Origin of the sequence: Demequina sp. NBRC 110052, assembly GCF_002090075.1 — a bacterium.
GTDB lineage: Bacteria > Actinomycetota > Actinomycetes > Actinomycetales > Demequinaceae > Demequina.
Map to the genome: position 1 here is coordinate 72,794 of NZ_BBRI01000004.1, position 15,918 is coordinate 88,711.

The following is a 15,918-nucleotide window of genomic DNA, read 5'->3' on the forward strand; positions in this document are numbered from 1 at the left end:
CATGCCCGACGCTCGGGGTGAGGGAGAGGGCGGCCCGGCCGACGCGTCGGGCGCCTTCCCCACGCTCGCCGACCTCGTGGGCGGCACCGCCGTGGTGAGGCTTCAGCGGCTCGCGCCCCAGGGGTCCACGGTGCTCGCGAAGCTGGAGGGGGACAACCCCGCGGGGTCGGTGAAGGACCGCCCGGCGTTCTCGATGATCGCCGCCGCCGAGCGCGACGGACGCATCGCGCCGGGCTCTCTGATCGTCGAGGCGACCAGCGGCAACACGGGCATCGCGCTCGCGGCCGCCGCCGCAGTGCTGGGCTACCGCTTCGTGCTCGTGATCCCCGAGGGCTCGTCGCGCGAACGGATCGACGCGATGCGTGCCTACGGTGCCGAGGTCGTGGAGACGCCCAAGGACTTGGGCATGGAGCACGCGCGCGACGTCGCCGAGGAGATCGAGCGCGACCGAGGTGCCGTCCGTCTGGACCAGTTCTCCAATCCCGCCAACCCCGCCTCGCACGTGGATGCGACTGCCCGCGAGATCTGGGAGCAGACCCACGGGCGGGTGACGCACGTGGTGTGCACGATGGGCACGACGGGCACGGTCACCGGAGTCTCGCGCGGTCTCGCCGCGATCACGCCGCACGTCAAGGTGTACGGCGTGCAGCCCGAGCCGGGCGAGTCGATCCCCGGCATTCGCGCGTGGCCCCAGGAGTACCTGCCCGCGATCTTCGACGACACTCACCTCGCGGGCGTCCGCACGGTCTCCGCGGAGCGCGCCGTCGCCACCGCGCGCGACCTCGCCAAGCGCGAGGGCCTGCTGCTGGGGCTCAGCGCAGGAGGTGCGGCCGCGATCGCGATCGACCTGGCGGTCGAGGAGCCTGGATCGGTCGTGCTCTTCGTGGCGCCCGACCGTGGCGACCGCTACCTGTCCACAGGCGTCTTCGGCTGACCCGAGCGCCGGGACGGGGCTAGCCTCGAAGGCGACGTCCCCCGCAATGATGACGACCGACGGTGACGAGAGGTGACGACATGACCGTGCTGATCACGGCCGCAGAGCTCGCGGAGGAGCGCGCCGGCGCGCACCCGCCCGTGGTGCTGGACGTGCGATGGTCGCTTGCGCAGCCCGACGGCCGCGCCGAGTTCGAGGCCGGGCACATCCCGGGCGCCGTCTACGTGGACCTCGAGACGGAGTTGTCGACGCCTGGTGAGCCCACCGAGGGCCGGCACCCCCTGCCCACGCACGAGCGCTTCCAGGAGGTCGCGCGCGCCTGGGGGCTCAACGACGGCGACCGCGTGGTCGTCATGGACGGTGGGACCTCGTTCGGTGCGGCGCGCGCGTGGTGGCTGCTGCGACATGCAGGGGTCGACGTGCGCATCCTGGACGGAGGGCTGCCCGCGTGGGAGGACCTCGCACTTCCCGTCGCCGAGGGTCCGTCTGAGCCGTGGGAGGGTGGGATCACGCTCGGCTGGGGCCACATGCCCGTCATCGACGCAGATCAGGCGGCGGAGTTCCCCGGCATGCTGCTCGACGCGCGAGCTGGCGAGCGGTACCGCGGCGAGGTGGAGCCCATCGACCCGGTGGCAGGCCACATTCCCGGCGCCGTGAGTGCGCCCACCACCGGCAACGCCGAGCCCGACGGGACGTTCCGCACGCCCGAGGCGATCGCGACGCGCTTCGCCGAGATCGGGTACGAGTCTGGCCCTGTGGCGGTGTACTGCGGCTCGGGAGTGACGGCCGCGCACCAGATCGCGGCCATGGAGATCGCGGGCCTCACCGGCGCGGCGCTGTACCCCGGCTCATGGTCCGAGTGGTCGAACCAGGGTAGGGACGTCGTGCGCGGACCCGATCCCCGCTAGCTTCGACTCCGCGCGTTCGCGAGCGCGTCAGCGCGCGAGCATGCGGGTGATCGCCGCCTGCGTGAGCGAGCGGTCCACGTCGAGGGTGCGGCCGTTGAGCGTGTGCACGGGCCGCAGGAGGAACGCCGAGTCCGCGAGCCACACCGCGTCCGCGCTCGCGAGCTGCTCCACGGTGATGTCGCGGTACTCGCACGCGAGCCCCTCGGCCTCGCATGCTTCGAACGCGGCCTGCTGCGCGGTGCCGTGCAGCAGGCCGCCGTCCACGGCGGGCGTCAGCACCGTGCCGCCGGTGCGCAGCAGCACTGTGGAGCGAGGAGCCTCGAGCACGAAGCCGTCCGTCGTCGTGAAGATGACCTCCTCGGCTCCGAGCGAGGCGGCGTGGCGCAGGGCCGCCATGTTGACGGCGTACGAGAGCGTCTTGGCGCCGATGGTCAGCCAGGGCGCCTGCGTGCCGATGCGCAGCGGGTAGCCACGCGACAGCATCACCGCCGAGCAGCCGTCGCGACGCGCGTCGGTCGGGTCGGGGAACTCGTATGCGAGCGCGAAGCCCAGCGGGTGGCCCGGCGGCGTCGAGGCGGCGGCCTCGAGTCCGCGGGTGTAGACCACCTTGCACAGCGCGGTGACTGGCGGCTGGTCGCGGCGCGACAGGAGGTCATCGATCGCCATGAGGATCGCGGCACGGAATGCGTCGAGGTCGGGCGCGGGCAGGTCGAGCATGCGTGCCGACTGCGCGAGCCGCTCCAGGTGGGGCTCGAGGTCGTGGATCACGCCATGGTGCACGCCCACGGACTCGAAGACGCCGTCGCCGCGTGTGAGCCCCAGATCAGTGGCAGAGGCCAGGGGGGTGGACGGGTCCTCGAGGCGAGACGGCTGGGCCGGCATGCCGAGCGCGGGCGAGCCGCAGACCACGAGTGAGGACATGATGCTCCCTTCGTCCACCACCCACGCTAACGGTCCTGGTCGCGTGGGTGAACCCCGTGCCAGGATGGGAGTAACGAAGGGGTGCGCAGTGACGCGAGCGGCAGGATGGCACATCGTGGGCGGGCGTGCCCGCTATTGGGACGGTCTGCAGTGGGTCGGAGGTGACTTCGATCCGGCCACGCTGTCGCCAGAGATGCTGGGGCACGCACGGCCCTCCGCCGCCCGCTCCGCTCCGGCACCTGTCGCAGGCCCTGTGGGCGCCCCGAACGCAGCGCCAGTGCCGGCGTCGGGCGCGGGTGCGCCGCCGCCTCCCCGCGCGCCTCAGGCCGGGCCGGTGCGACCGCTCCAGGCTCCGCCGAAGCCCCCGACCGGGACGGGCGCCACGCCCAAGTCCAACGTCGGCAAGGTCGCCATGGCGATCTTCAGTGTGATCGTGGCGCTGAAGTTCTTCGAGGGCATGTTCTGACCTCGGTCGCAGCCTGCCGACGGGCGACACGCAGTCGCCCGAATCTGTAGATCTGCCAGGGGTGATAGAGGGAGAGTGACACCTCCGGAAAAATGTTCCCGGAAGTGGTCACGAGCACTCGTTCACGTGCCTCAGAATTGCCCGGTGACCACACCAGGTTTCCCCCAGATCAGCCTGAACGAGGCTGAGCGCGAGATCGATTCGCACATCTTCGCCCGCCACCCCGAGTCCGACCACGAGGCCAAGCTTCTGCGCGTCTCCGAGGCGCTCGGCATGCTCGGCGATCCGCAGCGATCCCTGCGGATCGTGCACGTCACCGGCACCAACGGCAAGACGTCCACGAGCCGCATGATCGAGTCCCTGCTGCGCGCCTCTGGCCTCCGCACGGGCCTGTACACGTCGCCTCATCTGACGACCCTGCGCGAGCGCATCCAGATCGACGGGCGCCCGCTTCCGCAGGAGGACCTGGTGCGCCTGTGGCAACGCGTCGCACCGGCGATCCACGCCGTCGACGCCGCGTCGCTGCAGCGCGGCGGTCCGCGCATGAGCTTCTTCGAGGTGCTGACGGTCCTGGGCTTCACGGCGTACGCCGACGCCGCCGTGGACATCGCGGTGATCGAGGTGGGCATCGGCGGCCGACGCGACGCCACCAACGTGGGCGACGGTCGCGTCGCGGTGCTCACGCCCATGGCGCTCGACCACGACGGCTACTTCACCGGCGGCCTGCCGGGGATCGCGCAGGAGAAGTCCGGCATCATCAAGCCCGGCGCCGCGGTCATCTCGGCGACGCAGCGCGACGAGGCGGCCGAGATCATCACGGCCGTCGCTGCCGAGCGCGGAGCCGACGTGTTCTGGGAGGGAGCGCACATGAGCGTCGAGGCCCGACGCGTGTGCCCCGGAGGCCAGATCGTCACCCTCCGCACCGGCGCGGCCACGTACGAGGACGTCCTCGTGCCGCTGCACGGCGAGTTCCAGGCCCAGAACGCTCTCACGGCGCTCGCCGCGGTCGAGGTCGCGCTCGGCGACGGCATCCCTCGTTCGCTGGACCGCGAGGTGGTGCTCCGCGGCTTCGCGGCTGCCACGTCGCCCGGTCGTCTCGAGGTGATCGCCGCCGACCCGATCGTCGTCGGCGACGCCGCGCACAACCCGCACGGCATCGCCGCGCTCGCGCACTCTCTCGAGGAGGCCTTCGGTCTCACCCGCGTCGTGGGCGTCGTGGGCGTCCTCGCCGACAAGGACTACGAGGGCATCCTCGCGGGCCTTGCGCCCATCCTCGACCACGCCGTGATCACCCGCACGGCGTCCCCGCGCGCTCTTCCCGCGGACGCGCTCGCGGCGCAGGCGCGTCTGGCGCTCGGCGACGAGCGCGTCTCGGTCGCTCCCGACGTCGCGACGGCTCTCACGCAGGCGCGCGCGCTCGCTGCGGCTCACGGCGAGGGAGCCGGCGTGCTCGTCGCCGGCTCCATCACGCTCGTGGGAGAGGCTCGTCGGGCGCTCGCGGTGCCGTCCCTGGACAGTGTGGCCGGGGTGCAAATGCCCGACGCCGGGGTCACGCAGGCGAGGCCCTCGCGTCACGGCGCGGCGGATGGCACGTCGGAGACCCAGCCTGCCTGAGCGCGCTCACGCGGGGACTCAGGGCATGCAGGGGCTGAACTCCTTGTCGACCTCCCAGGGCCAACGGGCGTAGTCCCCTCCTGCCGAGGCCATGTACACGCACAGGTCTTCGCTGGAGGTGCCGGTCATGCCGCCCCACGCGACGCCGGGAGTGGCGGGCACCTCCGCGAACACCTCGGTGCCGGGGCCGATCACCAGGTACGCGTCGTCCTCGTTCTCGATGCGCGGCAGGCCCTCGCCCGGGTGTCGGATGAGGTAGCGGTCCACCTGATCCCACACGCGTCTCGCGTCGATGCGCGCGTCGTCGGCCTGCGCGTACCTGAGTTCGACCCCTGAGAGTTCGTCGTGATCGCCCGGGGGCGGTGCCGAGAGTGCGGCGCTGATGCGGAACGCGAGCATCAGGACGACGCCGACGGTCACCAGGACCCCCAGGGTGATGGGGATCAGCCGGTCTGTGCGCGGCCCGCGCCGTCGCGGCGACGGGCCTCCCGACTCGGTCGGCGACTCCCATACGTCACCGTGCGTCGGGTCGGAGCGGCGTGGTGATGTCATGACGGATCCCCCCTTGGATGCCGCGGGCGCCGCTCGCGCGGCGACCCCTCCGCCCACCGTAGCAATGCGCGCACCCGGCGGCGCCGCCCATGCCCGGCCCCGCGTCGGGCATGGGAGACTGGTGCGCATGACGGACCTGGACCTCGGCGGCCTGTCGCTCGACGAAGCCGAGCGTGAGATCTACGCCCACATCATCTCCCGCAGCCCCGAGCACGACTTCGAGCCCACGCTCGAGCGTGTGCAGGCGGCGTGCGAACTGCTCGGCGACCCACAGCGGGCCTACAAGGTGATCCACCTGACGGGCACCAACGGCAAGACCTCCACAGCGAGGATGGCGGAGTCCCTGGTGCGCGAGCACGGGCTGCGCACCGGACTGTTCACCTCGCCGCACCTCACCACGGTGCGCGAGCGCATCCAGATCGACGGCGAGCCGATCTCGCAGGAGGACTTCATCCGGCTGTGGCAGGACGTCGCGCCGATCCTGCACATGGTGGACGCGCGTTCGACGTCCGAAGGCGGACCTCGCATGAGCTTCTTCGAGGTGCTCGTGGTGCTCGCGTACGCGGCCTTCGCCGACGCCCCCGTGGACGTCGCTGTGGTCGAGGTCGGGATGGGCGGCGTGTGGGACGCGACCAACGTCGCGGACGGCGACGTCTCCGTCATCGCGCCCGTCGCGATGGATCATGCGCAGTGGCTGGGCGATTCGCTCGTCGACATCGCGAGCGAGAAGGCGGGGATCATCAAGGACGGCGCCGTCGCGGTCGTCGCGCACCAGCCCGACGCGGTCGAGCCCGTCCTCGCGGAGGCCGCCAGGGAACGTGGCGCACGAGCGCTGTGGGAGGGCGAGGAGCTCGAGGTCGTGGACCGCAGCCCCGGCGTCGGCGGTCAGCTCGTGACGCTGCGCACTCCCGCGGCCACCTATGCCGACGTCTTCGTGCCGCTGTACGGCGAGTACCAGGCGCACAACGCGCTGCTCGCGCTCACGGCGGTCGAGGCGCTCATGGCAGACGGGGGAGAGCCGCGCGCGCTGGACGGCTCCGCCGTCGAGGCGGGGTTCGGCGCCGTGACGTCGCCCGGGCGTCTCGAGGCGGTGCGCACCTCGCCGATGATCCTGGTGGACGCCGCGCACAACCCGGCGGGCGCCGAGGCGCTCGTGGGCGCACTCGACGAGTCGTTCCACTTCGAGGCGCTCGTGGGCGTGGTCGGCGTGCTCACCGACAAGGACGCCGAGGGCATCCTCGGCGCGCTCGAGCCTGCGCTCGACCACGTCGTGGTCACCGCGTCGAGCTCGCCGCGCGCGATCCCGGCGGACGACCTCGCGGCCATCGCGCGCGACGTCTTCGGGGATGATCGGGTCTCGGTTGCCAGCTCGGTGCCCGACGCGCTCGACCAGGCCGTGCAGATCGCGGAACGCGATCACGACATGGGTGCGGGCGTGCTCGTCGTGGGCTCGATCACGCTCGTCGCCGACGCGCGGGTGCTGCTCGGAGCCGACAAGCGCAAGGGGACGGGGCAGGCGCGATGAGCGAGACGCAGACCAGGCCGCAGCGCTCGGCGCGGCTGATCTTCACGCAGACGGTGCTCGCGCTGCAGGGGATCGCGGCGCTCTTCGCCGCGATCGTGTCGCTGGGTCTCGGCAAGGCCGGCATGCTCGGCGGCTGGGTCGACCTCGCGCCCCAGGCGCTCGTGATCGGCGGGCTCGTCCTGATGCTGCTGCTCCTTGCTGCTTCGGGAGTGCAGCAGCGCCCCTGGGGGCGCTGGCTGGGATGGGTGCTTCAGGCGCCGATGATCGCCGCCGGCGTCGCGGTGCCTGCGATCGGCGTCATCGGCCTCATGTTCCTCGCGCTGTGGATCACGGCGCTGCGGCTCGGCGGCCGCATCGACCGCGAGCGTGCCGAGCGCGCAGCGGTGGCTGCGGGCCATGAGGACGACGCATGAGCCGGCTGCTGTGGAGCGTCGGCGGCCTGCTCGCCGCAGGCGTGATCGGACTGAGCATGCTGTTCTGGGCTCTCGAACGCACCGTGCTCGTGAGCTACGCGGCTGGCGCCGACGCGAACCCACCGCTCAGGATCTACGTGCTGCTGTTCCTGGGCCTGTCGATCTCGAGCATCGCAGGCTTCCTCGCGCTGCTGCGATGGTCGCGCTACCTGCGGGATCACCCCGGCACGCCGCAGGCGCCCGTGTGGCTGCTCGTGATCGTCGGCGGCCTCGCGGTGGCGGCACTCGTCACGGCCATCGCCACGCACGCCGCCTACATACGCTCCCTGAGCGTGGTGCCGGTGGACCCCAACCAGGGCTACATCGCCTTCCAGGCGTCCATGGGAGCCATCATCGGCATCTGCCTCGTGCTCCTCGGCGCGCGATGGGCGCCCGGCTACAAGCACGTGCCCGCCTGATCTGACCGGACCCGCCTCGAAGGCGCGTGCGAAGCGACCGGGAGTGCGGCGTCGGGCGTGTGGCCTAGACGGAGACGATCGCGTTCAGGTCGTACGCCGCCAGCGCCTCGCGGCCGGGGAGGTCGGCGATCTCCATGAGGAAGCTGAAGCGCACGCTCGCGGCACCCGCACGCTCGAGCATCTCCGCGACCGCGAGAGCGGTGCCGCCGGTCGCGAGCACGTCGTCGATCACGAGGACATGCTTGCCCTCGATTCCCTGCGGGTTGATCGTCAGCTCGGACGAGCCGTACTCCATCGTGACCTCGGCCTCGAGGAGGTCCCCGGGCATCTTGCCCTTCTTGCGCACCATCGCCATGCCGACGCCGAGCGTCTGCGCCACGACGGGCGCGAAGATGAAGCCGCGCGCATCCACCCCGACCACGATGTCCACCTGGGAACCACGCGGTGGCATGAGGTCGATGCACGCCTCGCGGAAGCGCTCGGGGCTCGCCAGAATGGGCGCGATGTCGTAGAACAGGATGCCGTCGACGGGGAAGTCGGGATACGTGTCGAAGTCCTCGAGCGTGATCATGCATCCATCCTGGCACGAGCCGGGCGCGGTCCGCGGCGAGGGCGATAGGCTCGCAGGCATGGAACGCACTCTGATCCTCGTGAAGCCCGACGGCGTCAAGCGCGGCCTGTCGGGGGAGATCCTGCGCCGCATCGAGGGGAAGGGCTACCGCCTCGTCGCGGTGGAGCTTCGCCAGGCGACGCCGCAGCTGCTCGGCAAGCACTATGCGGAGCACGCGGGCAAGCCCTTCTACGAGGCGCTCGTCGAGTTCATGCTCTCCGGCCCGACGCTCGCGATCGTCGCGGAAGGCCAGCGAGTAATCGAGGGGTTCAGATCCCTCGCGGGCACGACCGACCCGACGTCGGCGGCTCCAGGCACCATCAGGGGCGACCTGGGACGCGACTGGGGCCTCAAGGTCATGCAGAACCTGGTGCACGGCTCGGACTCGCCCGAGTCGGCTGCGCGCGAGATCGGCATCTGGTTCCCCGAGCTCTAGCGCAGGGCACCGCCCTTCCCGGTTTCTCCCTTTTGTCCCCTCGAGCAGGGCTTTCTGTGTACGTGGGGCCTTCCTTCCGCATGCCCTGACCGGTATGGTGCGAATGCGGTCGGTGTGACGTAGATCACACGGAACCGGACGTCCCCCGCGTCGGCGCCCTGTGCTGGGCTCGGCCCGCGATCGCATCTGATCCGCAGGGCACCGTGCTGAGGGAGGCGCCGTGAGGGAATGATACGAGGACGCGCTTGAGACCGTCCTGTTCGCGAGCAGATGGATCCTGGCGCCGATGTATCTGGGGCTCGTCGCTGGTCTCGTGCTGGTGACGGTGAAGTTCTTCCTGGAGTTCATCCATCTCGCCCAAGGGTTCAGCCTCGACTCGCCCGCCGACGAGGTGACGGTCGCCATCCTGACGCTCATCGACATCGCGCTGCTGGGAAACCTGATCCTCATCGTGATCTTCGCCGGCTACGAGAACTTCGTGTCCAAGATCAAGACCGCGGAGGACTCCGTGGACCGTCCCTCGTGGATGGGCCACGTGGACTTCTCCGGCCTCAAGATGAAGCTCATCGGCTCGCTCGTCGCGATCTCCGTGATCCTGCTGCTCAAGGACTTCGTGGCGGTCGCCGACGACCCCGACGTCGACTACGAGCCGATCGCGTGGCGCATCGGGCTGCACGTGACGTTCGTGATCTCCGGCGTGCTGTTCTCCGTCATGGACTACTGGGCCGCCAAACGGCAGGTGCTGCTCGCGCAGGCGCACCAGGACGAGCCGACGTCGGTCGCAGGCCCCCATGCGGGCGGGGTCTCGCACGTGGAGTCGGCTCCGGTCGACAGGATCCCGTGAGAGCTGCCTGCCCGACGCCTGGGCTGGCTACGCCTCGAAGCGCTGGTACCCGCCCGACCAGTACATGAGCGGCGGCCTTGCGTCCTGGGATCCGCGCAGGGCCGTGACGCGGGCGATGACCACGATGTGGTCGCCCGCCTCGATCTCGCTCTCGATCTCGCACTCGAACCAGGACACACAGCCAGCGATCACGGGCGCGCCGCCCGGCGTCGCCGCCCACGCGACGCCGGCCCACTTGTCGGTGCCTGAGCGCGCGAACTGATTCGACAGCTCGCGCTGATCTTCCGCGAGCACCGAGATGGCGATGCGGTGGGCGTCACGGATCGTCGGATATGTGGTCGAGGTCGACATCACACTCAGGGCGACCAGCGGCGGGTCAAGAGACACGGAGAAGAAGCTCTGGCAGGTGAATCCTGCGGGTGCACCGTCGTGCATGCCCGTCACGATGGTGACGCCCGAGCCGAACGTGCCGAGCGCTGCCTTCAGCTGATCCCTATCCACGCCCAGCTCGTCGCGCGCGCGGGAGCCGGCACGAGCGTCGGGCAGGGGAGAGGGACGGCGCGACGAGGGGTCGGCGGCCGCATGCTCGACGATGTCGGTGAGAACTCCCGCGATATGGGCGGCGAGGACCTGGTCGCGCTCGGGCATCAGGAGGCTCATGCCTCGTCCAGGAACCAGCCGCCGACCAGCCCCTGGCTGAACGGCACCGAGTACGCCATGAGGGCGCCGGCCTGCGCGTCGCGCTGGATCCGCTGCACCGGAGACTTCACCAGGTAGCCGCCACCGCCCGCGACGCGCACCATGAGCGCAGCGGTGCGCTTGGCCACCTCGTTGGCGAGCATCTTCGCGGTGGTCGACGCCTGGATCCAGGCCTCGTCGCCTTGATCGGCGAGCCACGCGGCCCGCTCGGCGAGGGCCTTGGCGGCCTCGACCTCGGCCCACGCCATGCCGGTCTCCATGCGCACCCACTCAGCGTCCGCGAGGGTCGCCGTGGCGCCGGGCTTGGGCTTGGTGGCGGACGCCTTGAGCTGCGCGAGCGCGGCCTCGGCGATGCCGATCGAGATGAAGGCGAAGCCGACCGTGATGAGGTTCGCGTATGTCGGCGCAGGCGGCGCGCACAGGCGCTCCTTCAGCAGAGGAGTGGCGGCGAACGCGACGCCGCGCGAGCGGGTGGCACGCATGCCGCTGGTCTCGTCGATCGGCGGGAAGGACACCGTGTCATCCACCGTCACCCCGAAGAACCCGCGGTGGCCGTCGACGCGGGCGTTCATGAAGAAGTGCGTCGCGACCTCGGAGCCGGTGATGAACATCTTGCGGCCAGTGAAAGACCAGCCGGCATCGGTCGCGGGCGCGTCCGTCTGCGAGGTGAGGAACAGGTTGCCCCCGCCCGGCTCGGACAGCGCGTTCGAGAACCGCGCGCCACGCGCAAGCTCCGACGCGAAGAAGGTCGCCTGCTCCGGAGCCGAGAGGGTGACGAGTGCGTGAGCGGCTCCGAGGTGCATGAGCCACAGCGTCGCGGCCGACGGGTGAGCCGTGGCGATCATGCGCACGACGGCCACGAGCGTCGCGTAGGACAGCGCCTCGCCGCCGTGCTCACGCGGCAGGAAGGCGGCGTCGAGGCCCGTCGCGTGCAGCGCTTCGAGGTGCTCGAGCGGGATCCGTGCGTCCCTATCGTCCTGCGCGACGGTGGCGGCGAGCTCAGGCAGGAGCGCGGCGACCCTGTCGAGCCAGACTCGCTCGTGCTCGGGTACGGCGGTGGGGCTGGGGGCAACGTCGACGGGGGCGGCGGAGGCGGTGGTCATGAGGCAGTCCTTGTCGCTCGGGGTGCGGTTCAGTGGGAGTGGGAGTGAGTGTCGCCGGAGGTGAGCAGGTCGATGAATCGCTGGGATTCCACATCGATGAGGCCCAGCTCGGTGAGCCCGATCTCGGGGACGACGAACATGCCGACGAACGAGAGGATGATGTACGGCGCGCGAATCTCGCATCCGAGCGACGCAGCGGCGTCGTGTGCGGCAACCAGCAGAGCATTCGTCTCCTCGAACGGGGCGTCGCTCATCACCCCGCCGATCGGCAGCGGAACGCGCGCGAGCACCTCGCCGTCGGCGACAGCGACGAAGCCGCCGCCGAGCGCACGCAGCTCCTCGATGGCGTGCAGCATGTCCGCGTCGGTGACGCCCACTGCCGCGATGTTCATGTTCATGCAGTTCATGCTGACCGCGATGGCTCCGCGCGTGAGGGCGAAGCCGCGGACGAAGCCGACGCCGCGCTCGCCGCTGCCGTGGTGGCGGTCCATGACGGTGATCTTCAGCATGTCCTGCGTGGGATCTGCACGCACGGTGCCGTCCACCACGGGGAGGGTGGCCGTCACGGCACGCTTGAAGTACCCGTGGTACATCTCCATGGCGCGCACCTCGACGGCGGCGACGCCCGCCGGAGCGGTGACCGCGAGCGTCGTCGGGTCCAGGGTGTCGGGCAGGCGGATCGTGCCGCGAGTCCACTCAGGAAGCACGTCCTCGTTGGTGAACAGCGGCTGACCCTCGCGGGCGACGACAGCGCCTGAGCTGAGCACCACTGACGGACGGGCCTCGGCGAGCTCGGGGATCACCAGCACATCGGCGAGCCGCGAGGGCGCGAGCACGCCGACGACCTGGTCGAGCCGGTAGTACTGCGCCGGCTGGGTGGTGGCCATGCGGTAGGCGAGCTGCGGGTCCACTCCCATGCTGATCGCCCGGCGCACGTGGTGGTCGATGTGGCCTTCGCTCACCAGGTCCGCGACCTGCTTGTCGTCAGCGCAGAAGCACAGCGACCTGAGCGCGGGTGCGACGGCGTCGAGATCGGCGAAGATGCTGTGCGTGTTGTCCGCGAGTGACGAGGCCATCACCGTGATCATGGCGCCCAGACGAGTGCGCTCAAGCACCTCGTCGATCGTCACCGAGTTGTGGTCGTCGCTGACTCCGGCAGCGAGGTAGCCCCACAGCGACTCCTCGGTCTGCGCGGCGGTGTGACCCGTGATGCGGCGCCCCTGGATGAGGGCCTCGCGGAAGCGCGCGCTCGAGACCTCCGAGTAGTCGAAGGGATTGGACTCGCCCAGCGTCACAGCGGAATTCTCTGCGAGCCGCGCGAGCACCGTCTCCTCCGCGAGCCGTTGGCCGCCGCGCTCAAGCGTGTCGGACGCGGGTGCGGTGGGGGAGACCTGATGGAGGATTCTCAGGGGAGTGGTCGTGTCGAGCATGAACTCGAGGCCCCGCTCGCCCCAGATGTTGGCGGCGGCATTGGGGTCCGTGAGCACGGTCGTGGTGCCTTGCGGCACGCTGACGCGGCCGAGCTCCCCGGGGGTGAGGTTCGTGTACTCGATGTGCAGGTGCGCGTCGATGAACCCCGGCACCACGTACGAGCCCGACGCGTCGACCTCCTCGGTCGCCGAGGCGAACCTTCCCCATGGCGTGAGCGCGGCGATGTGGCGGCCGGCGACGACCACGTCGCGCTCGAGCCACTCCTCGGTGCCGGGCGACTGCACGAGCCCGCCTCGGATGATGAGGTCTGGCGTCTCGGCGCCCGACGCCACCGCCCGCAGGCGGACGAGCTCGGCGGTACTGGGGTACAGGTCACGCATCTGCGTCATCGCGCCATCTCCGTGCTCTTCTGCTTGGCGCGCGCCGTGGCCACGGTCTCGCTGAGGTCGGCATGCAGTGCGGCCTTGAGGGAGTCGTCGGCGAAGCTGGCGTCGATCGAGCGCGCCGCGAAGCCCGCCATGACGTCGAGTCCCCAGCCGAAGTGCGCCGACGTCTCGACCCAGTCGTGCGCGAGGGTCGTGCCGAGCGGCTCCGGATCGTCAGTGTTGAGCGTGACCAGCACGCCCGCATCGAGCAGCGCGGGCAGGGGGTGTGACGCCCAGCCGTCGTAGACGCCCAGCGTGAGGTTCGAGCGCGGGCACACGCCGAGCGCGATGCCGTCCGAGATCAGGCGCTCGATCAGCGCCGGGTCCTCGATCGCACGCACGCCGTGATCGATGCGCTCCGCGTGCAGCAGGTCCACCGCGTCCCACACGCCCTCGGGACCGGACGACTCGCCCGCGTGCACCGTGCGATGCAGTCCCGCGTCACGCGCCAGGGTGAACGCCTCGGAGAACTTCTCGCCGGTGCGTCCGGCAACCTTCTCATCGCCGTCGACGGACAGCGCGACGATGCGAGGCGAAGGGCCTGCGACGATGCGCTCGACGATCTCGCGGGCCTCGGTGGCCGTCTGGCTGCGCAGCAGGGACCACGCGAGGTTCACCACGCACAGCCCATCCTGCTCGGCCTCGGCGAGGCCAGCCGCGATAGCGGCCATGAGGTCGTGCTCCTTGCCCCGCCAGCCGTGCCAATGGGTGGGGTTCACGATCGCGTCGGTGTAGCGCACCCCGGAGCTCGACTGGCGCGCGGCGAAGGCGTATGCCACGCGTGCGGCTTGGTCGGGGGTGCGGACCAGGCCGCACTGCCAGTCGAGGAAGCGCAGGAAGCCGCTGAGCCCGCCGGTGCCGACGCCGTCGCCGCCTCCTGTGGTCTCCTCCGGCATCTCGAAGTCCGTATGGGTGGAGACGTCGAAGAGGGTGGCAGCCGGCCCGGGAAGCGACTCGCCGTTCTCCTTCGCGAGCCACAGCAGGTCGGCGAGCGCGAGCCCGCCCTCGAGGTGCACGTGCACCTCGGCCTTGGGCAGGGCGCGTGCGGTCGCGATGTCGATGCCGAGGGTCTCGGCGGGGGCGGAGGTCAGGGAGGAACCGGTCATGGTGCCACTCAACACGAGCGGGGCACTTGTTGACAAGCCGGTCGCGAACCTTTTTCACACTCGTAACATCGACGAAACCGGAGCACGGCGCTTGGGACTACTGCGAGTCTTCGGCGTCCGCTTGTCAACTAGTGATGGATCGCGTGGTGAGCGTTCCGCGGCTCATGCCCACGGCGGGCGCGCGGTGCGCACCATGGAGTAGCTCACGAGCGAGGGGTCGTGGTACTCCATCGAGTGCAGCAGCCGCGTGCCGCTCGCGCCGATGCCGATGAACTCGAATGTCATCACCGGGGTGCCCGGCTCGCGCTCGAACTGTTCAGCGAGCTCGCCCTCGAGCGTGGCGAGCCCCGGCGTCGTGACCTCCCACACGACGGCCTCTCCGTGAAGTCTCGCAATCGCGTCGAAGACCGACTCCTGCGGGTCCACGTCGCCTCCGTCGGGCAGGGGCATCGAGTTGTCAGCGATCATCGCGACCTTGCCGTCCGCTCTCCAGCGCTTGCGCATCGAGGCGATCAGAGTCGAGTCGGGGAGCTCCATGAGCGCGGCGATGTGGCCGGGGATCGGGATCGTCTCGGAGGACAGGCCCTCCACCGTCGCGGAATACCCGAGCCGGTTGAGCAGATCCGTGTGCTCGAACTGCTCCTCCAGGCGCACGCTCATCCGCAGCGCGATCGGGTCCACCGTGGTGACCGTGCCCTGGCGGCGGCGCACGATTCCCTGCCGCTCGAGTGCCTGCAGCGCATTCCTCAGCTGCTGACGCGTGCAGCCCAGCCGGCTCGTGAGCTCGAGCTCGCCGGGCAGCGGTGCGCGCTGCGCGGCAGCCTCGCGCGCGAACCGCAGCAGCTGCATCTGGATCGAGTCCACATCGGGCGTGGAGAACGGAAGGAAGGTCACGGCATCGTCCCCTCGTGTCGTTGCCGCAAGGCTAGTGCCGGGGGCGCATCGGCGGAAGTGTCCAGGAACCGCCACGCAGGAACCCCCCGGGTGGCGTCGCTCGCACTTCGGAAGGTGCGCGGCTCCAGAACCTCGTCCAGCACGACCTCGACCACATACTGGGCTTCACCTGCAAGCAGGTGTCCCGCGTAGGCGGCGCCCGCCTCCGCGCGGACGCCGACTGCGACATGCACGTGGACGGACAGCGTGCCGTCGTCGAGCGTGGCGACGGTGCCGGAGCCGACTCCCTCGACGTGCGTCACCTCGACCGCGTCTGTCAGCGGCTCCTCCGGGTCCAGGCGGTCATCGTGGTGCGTCGCGATGAGGCGTACCCGCCGGAACGCACCGCTGAACGTCACGATCACTGCCTGCGCGATTCCGTGATCGGAGCACGCCTGTCCGATCGATCCGAGGACGTCGTCCCCGGGCTCGAGCGCGAGAGCGAGGCGGCGCCCGCTGGCGATCTCTGTCGAGTGCATGGTGCCTCCTGAGGTCGGGGAGAGAAGAGTGGTGCGCGCGCACTTATTGACAAGGGCGCTG

The 15,918-nt window shown here is 70.5% G+C and carries 18 protein-coding genes; 9 read left to right on the forward strand and 9 right to left on the reverse strand.

What is annotated here, in order from left to right; genetic code table 11:
- Window position 1: 1 nt before the first annotated feature.
- Together B7K21_RS11205 and B7K21_RS11210 are read left to right on the forward strand one after the other, a co-directional pair.
- A complete protein-coding gene (locus tag B7K21_RS11205) occupies window positions 2-934 on the forward strand; it encodes a pyridoxal-phosphate dependent enzyme (protein WP_084075593.1) in 933 nt (310 codons plus the stop codon).
- An 80-nt stretch (window positions 935-1,014) separates the two neighbouring features.
- Entirely contained in the window at window positions 1,015-1,842 is an 828-nt protein-coding gene (locus tag B7K21_RS11210; RefSeq protein WP_084075595.1) for a sulfurtransferase, read from the forward strand.
- 27 nt (window positions 1,843-1,869) lie between these two features.
- Here B7K21_RS11210 and B7K21_RS11215 read toward each other — a convergent pair whose 3' ends face one another.
- Window positions 1,870-2,763: an aminotransferase class IV gene (locus B7K21_RS11215; protein WP_159448517.1), complete on the reverse strand. Its 894-nt coding sequence runs from the start codon at window positions 2,761-2,763 to the stop codon at window positions 1,870-1,872.
- An 88-nt stretch (window positions 2,764-2,851) separates the two neighbouring features.
- On the opposite strand from B7K21_RS11215, the gene B7K21_RS11220 reads away from it, so the two are divergent.
- Together B7K21_RS11220 and B7K21_RS11225 are read left to right on the forward strand one after the other, a co-directional pair.
- A complete protein-coding gene (locus B7K21_RS11220) occupies window positions 2,852-3,229 on the forward strand; it encodes a hypothetical protein (protein ID WP_144016206.1) in 378 nt (125 codons plus the stop codon).
- Between the two features lie 144 nt (window positions 3,230-3,373).
- On the forward strand, window positions 3,374-4,843 hold the full coding sequence (locus tag B7K21_RS11225; RefSeq protein WP_144016207.1) for a folylpolyglutamate synthase/dihydrofolate synthase family protein: 1,470 nt from the start codon (window positions 3,374-3,376) through the stop codon (window positions 4,841-4,843).
- 18 nt (window positions 4,844-4,861) lie between these two features.
- Here B7K21_RS11225 and B7K21_RS12500 read toward each other — a convergent pair whose 3' ends face one another.
- On the reverse strand, window positions 4,862-5,395 hold the full coding sequence (locus B7K21_RS12500) for a hypothetical protein (protein WP_200806307.1): 534 nt from the start codon (window positions 5,393-5,395) through the stop codon (window positions 4,862-4,864).
- A gap of 127 nt (window positions 5,396-5,522) precedes the next feature.
- Between B7K21_RS12500 and B7K21_RS11235 the strand changes: the two genes are divergently transcribed.
- From B7K21_RS11235 to B7K21_RS11245, 3 genes are read left to right on the forward strand one after another with little or no spacing between them, the layout of a single operon-like run.
- Complete coding sequence (locus B7K21_RS11235) at window positions 5,523-6,920, forward strand: folylpolyglutamate synthase/dihydrofolate synthase family protein (RefSeq protein ID WP_200806308.1); 1,398 nt, start codon at window positions 5,523-5,525, stop codon at window positions 6,918-6,920.
- Window positions 6,917-7,333: a DUF4233 domain-containing protein gene (locus B7K21_RS11240; RefSeq protein WP_084075606.1), complete on the forward strand. Its 417-nt coding sequence runs from the start codon at window positions 6,917-6,919 to the stop codon at window positions 7,331-7,333. The genes B7K21_RS11235 and B7K21_RS11240 overlap by 4 nt, the downstream gene beginning before the upstream one ends.
- Window positions 7,330-7,791 carry a hypothetical protein gene (locus B7K21_RS11245; RefSeq protein ID WP_084075607.1) on the forward strand — a complete coding sequence of 154 codons (462 nt, stop codon included), beginning with the start codon at window positions 7,330-7,332 and terminating at the stop codon, window positions 7,789-7,791. Before B7K21_RS11240 ends, B7K21_RS11245 begins: the two co-directional genes overlap by 4 nt.
- A 64-nt stretch (window positions 7,792-7,855) precedes the next feature.
- Here B7K21_RS11245 and B7K21_RS11250 read toward each other — a convergent pair whose 3' ends face one another.
- Window positions 7,856-8,362, reverse strand: coding sequence for an adenine phosphoribosyltransferase (locus B7K21_RS11250; protein ID WP_159448518.1), 507 nt, complete (start codon window positions 8,360-8,362; stop codon window positions 7,856-7,858).
- 58 nt (window positions 8,363-8,420) lie between these two features.
- Between B7K21_RS11250 and ndk the strand changes: the two genes are divergently transcribed.
- Complete coding sequence (gene ndk / locus B7K21_RS11255; RefSeq protein WP_084075611.1) at window positions 8,421-8,837, forward strand: nucleoside-diphosphate kinase; 417 nt, start codon at window positions 8,421-8,423, stop codon at window positions 8,835-8,837.
- Window positions 8,838-9,093: 256 nt separating this feature from the next.
- A complete protein-coding gene (locus B7K21_RS11260) occupies window positions 9,094-9,681 on the forward strand; it encodes a YqhA family protein (protein WP_084075612.1) in 588 nt (195 codons plus the stop codon).
- A 27-nt stretch (window positions 9,682-9,708) separates the two neighbouring features.
- Here the strand turns inward: B7K21_RS11260 and B7K21_RS11265 are convergent, their stop codons facing one another.
- From B7K21_RS11265 to B7K21_RS11290, 6 genes are all read right to left on the reverse strand, one after another.
- The gene (locus tag B7K21_RS11265) at window positions 9,709-10,341 is read right to left on the reverse strand and encodes a flavin reductase family protein (protein ID WP_200806309.1); all 633 of its coding nucleotides are present in this window, start codon (window positions 10,339-10,341) and stop codon (window positions 9,709-9,711) included.
- Window positions 10,338-11,483: an acyl-CoA dehydrogenase family protein gene (locus B7K21_RS11270; protein ID WP_159448519.1), complete on the reverse strand. Its 1,146-nt coding sequence runs from the start codon at window positions 11,481-11,483 to the stop codon at window positions 10,338-10,340. The genes B7K21_RS11265 and B7K21_RS11270 overlap by 4 nt, the downstream gene beginning before the upstream one ends.
- Window positions 11,484-11,512: 29 nt before the next feature.
- Window positions 11,513-13,303 (reverse strand): adenine deaminase C-terminal domain-containing protein, encoded by a 1,791-nt coding sequence (locus B7K21_RS11275; RefSeq protein WP_084075616.1) that lies wholly within the window; start codon window positions 13,301-13,303, stop codon window positions 11,513-11,515.
- Entirely contained in the window at window positions 13,300-14,445 is a 1,146-nt protein-coding gene (add, locus tag B7K21_RS11280) for an adenosine deaminase (protein WP_084075618.1), read from the reverse strand. The genes B7K21_RS11275 and add overlap by 4 nt, the downstream gene beginning before the upstream one ends.
- A gap of 162 nt (window positions 14,446-14,607) precedes the next feature.
- Window positions 14,608-15,339 (reverse strand): GntR family transcriptional regulator, encoded by a 732-nt coding sequence (locus B7K21_RS11285; protein ID WP_084075620.1) that lies wholly within the window; start codon window positions 15,337-15,339, stop codon window positions 14,608-14,610.
- Window positions 15,336-15,857 (reverse strand): PPC domain-containing DNA-binding protein, encoded by a 522-nt coding sequence (locus tag B7K21_RS11290; protein ID WP_084075622.1) that lies wholly within the window; start codon window positions 15,855-15,857, stop codon window positions 15,336-15,338. Before B7K21_RS11290 ends, B7K21_RS11285 begins: the two co-directional genes overlap by 4 nt.
- Between the last annotated feature and the right edge of the window lie 61 nt (window positions 15,858-15,918).